The sequence below is a fragment of the Brachyspira catarrhinii genome (genome assembly GCF_005518285.1).
Lineage (GTDB): Bacteria > Spirochaetota > Brachyspiria > Brachyspirales > Brachyspiraceae > Brachyspira > Brachyspira catarrhinii.
Window position 1 is genome coordinate 1 of the sequence record NZ_SJDU01000254.1, and the last position, 3,380, is coordinate 3,380.

The 3,380-nt window shown below is 21.4% G+C and carries 2 protein-coding genes; both read left to right on the top strand.

The window, feature by feature from the left end; translation table 11 throughout:
- Positions 1–98: 98 nt before the first annotated feature.
- On the top strand, positions 99–2,540 hold the full coding sequence (locus EZH24_RS08945; protein ID WP_137998816.1) for a DNA cytosine methyltransferase: 2,442 nt from the start codon (positions 99–101) through the stop codon (positions 2,538–2,540).
- Positions 2,541–2,556: 16 nt separating this feature from the next.
- Positions 2,557–3,380 (top strand): restriction endonuclease (locus tag EZH24_RS08950; RefSeq protein ID WP_137998817.1); only part of this gene is annotated, 824 nt, incomplete at its 3' end.

Here is a 3,380-nt window from a genome sequence, read left to right on the forward strand (position 1 = left end):
GACATAAATAAATTAAGCTGGGACGAAGTAAAAAATCTTATTAATTAATAAGATTTTTTCGATATTTTGTAGTATAATTATAAACTAAGGGTTATTAAATGGAATTAAGTTATATTAGTCTTTTCAGTGGTGCTGGAATTGGTTGTTATAAACTTAATAATTTAGGATTTAAATGTATAGCCACAGTAGAAAAAGAGTATAAAAGGTTATTAATACAAAAAATTAATAAAAAATGTGAAAATGAGAGTGGTTATATATGTTCTGACTTAAGTTTAGATTCTACAAAGCAGGATATATACGACATAGTAAATAAAATATTAGGAAATGATTCTTTAACTTTACTTGTAGCAACTCCTCCATGTCAGGGTATGAGCGTTGCTAATCATAAAAAAAATAATGAGAAAAATAGAAATTCATTAATTGTAGATTCTGTAAAAATAACAAAATATTTATTACCTAATTTTTTTATTTTTGAAAATGTATCGTCTTTTTTGAATACAATATGTTTTGATGGAGAAAATGATATAAAAATATCAGAATTAATTTATAATTATTTAGGTGAAGATTATTTTATTTATTCAAAAGTTGTAAATTTTAAAAATTATGGAGCTAATTCTAGTAGGACTAGAACTTTAGTTATAGGTGCTAAAAAAAAATTAAATATAAGTCCATTAAATTTATTTCCTAATTATGTTAAAGAGAAAACTTTGCACGAAGTTATTGGAGGTTTAAAAAGTTTAAAAATAATGGGGGAAATTGATAATGAAGACATATTTCATCAGTTTAGAAAATATGATATAAAAATGCTTGATTGGATAAAAGATATAAAAGAAGGTCAAAGTGCTTTTGATAATGATGAGTATAATAAAAGACCTCATAAAGTTATCAATTCAATTATAGTTGAAAATACTAATAAAAATGGGGATAAATATAAAAGGCAATATTGGGATAAAGTAGGTCCATGTATACATACAAGAAATGATATTTTATCTTCACAAAATACCATACATCCAACAGATAATAGAGTATTTAGTATTAGAGAGTTAATGGAATTGATGAATATACCTAAAACTTTTAAATGGTCTTCAGATGATTTAAGTAAATTAACTTTAATTGAAAAAGAATTATTCTTAAAACAAAATGAACTTAATATACGTAAATGTATAGGAGAGGCTGTTCCATCAGTTATATTTGAAGAAATATCAAAAAATATAATATTTGAATTAAATAAAAAATGTTTAGATAAAAAAGATATTAATGAAATATTAAATAATGATTATGTTAGTTTTATAAAAGAGAATTATAAAAAATTATATTTTGATGATATTGTAAAAATAGTTGAATTGAGTAAAAATGATAGAAAATTAAATGCCTCTTTTTTTACTCCCCAATACATATGCTTTGATATCATTAAAGATTTACCTGAATTTTCAAATAAAGATGTTATACGTATTTTAGAACCTAGTTGTGGTATAGGTTCATTTTTACCGCAATTAATTAATAAGTATCAAGGTAAAAAATTGGAAATAGATTGTATGGATATTGATATTGAAAATATTAGTATAGCAAAGAATATATTTTTTAATGATAATAATATAACATTTAATTTTATTAATGCTGATTTCTTATTATATGATATAGATAAGAAGTACGATATTGTAGTAGGTAATCCACCTTTTGGGAATATAGTAAAAGATAAAAAATTATTAAGAGAATACAAAAAAAGATCTTCATTAAATAATACTAATAATATTTTTGCTTTTTTTGTAGAAAAAGTATTAAATGTTGCTGAATTTGTTTTTTTTATAACCCCAAAATCTATTTTGAGTGCACCAGAATTTAGCGATTTAAGAAAACTATTGAATAATAAGAAAATTCTTATAATAAAAGATTATGGGGAAAAAGCTTTTGACATAAAAATAGAAACTATTAGCTTTTTAGTAGAAAATAAAAAATCAACTAATGTTTCTAAAACTATAATATATTATCATAATAAAAAAAATAGAGAAATGAAACATCAATATTATATTACAGAAAATATATTTGATATTTGGCTTTTATATAGAGATAGTTTTTTTGACTCTATTTATGAAAAAATGGAATTTAAAGTTTTTAATGTTTTTAGAGATAGACAAATAACTAAAAAGATTCTTAAAGATAATGGAAAATATAGAGTATTAAAGTCTAGAAATATAATTAATAATGGTATTATAGATATTCCAAAATATGATAAGTTTATTGATGATATTAATGGTCTAGCAGTTAGTAAGTTTTTAAATATTAATAAACAAGTTATATTAGTGCCTAACTTGACATATTATCCAAGAGCAGCTATACTACCTAATAATTGCATAGTTGATGGATCTGTTGCTATTTTAACCACGGATAGATATATAGATTCTGATGATTTAGATTATTTTAGTAGTTCAGAATTTTATAGATTTTATAAAATAGCGAGAAATTATTCAACTAGAACTATGAATATAGATTCGAATTCAGTTAAATTTTTTGGAATTTTGAAGAATAAATATAAAAATTAAATGTTAGGAATTAGCTATGATTTATAATATTGATATAGATTATGATATACGTAAAACAAATAATGCAAGATTTATGGATCAAAAGGTTACACCAGATGTATTAAGCTGTATAAGTGAATGTATAATAGAATTTTTAGGAGATGATATTACTAAATGTTTTACTATAAAAGATATACATGATTTAAACTATAGTCATAAAATAGTTAGAGACATTTTTAATAAGCCTGATATAGAATCAGCTCCAAATGAATATGATAAATTTTTTTCTCAGCCTATAAAAATGCTTGCTTATTCTGGCATATTATTAGAGAGAAAAGAAAAAAATAGAAATATTTATAAAGTATATGATTTTGATATATTAGATAAAATAGCTAGTTCTGATAGAAAGGCATATGAATTTTTAACTTTATATTTAGAAAAAGTATTAAAAGATAGTGATATTTTTTATTTGTTTGAAGATTTTTTTAATAATCAAGATAAAACTCATTTTTACAATTTGAAAAATCAATTTATTGAATTTATAAAAAATAATACTCCTATAAAAAAAGAGTATGAGCCAAAACGTATATTTACAAAAATTCTAAATCCATTAAGTTGTAAATATAAAAAATTAGGTACAGATGGAGGACATATTTCTAATAAAATAATTAATTTTAGTGATTTATTATATAATAATATAAACTTTAGAGATATAAATAAAAATAAAAATATTACTAGATCAGATTTTAAAGAACATAATAATATACAAATAGATACGAATTCTTATTTTGATTATATGATTCAAAAAGCAAAAAAGTTAGTAAAAAAATTGCATCAATATTCTGAAATTCATAGATTTTT

Coding starts and splice junctions, on each gene's coding strand:
- EZH24_RS08945 (WP_137998816.1), top strand. CDS start 99: ATGGAATTAAGTTATATTAGTCTTTTCAGTGGTGCTGGAATTGGTTGT.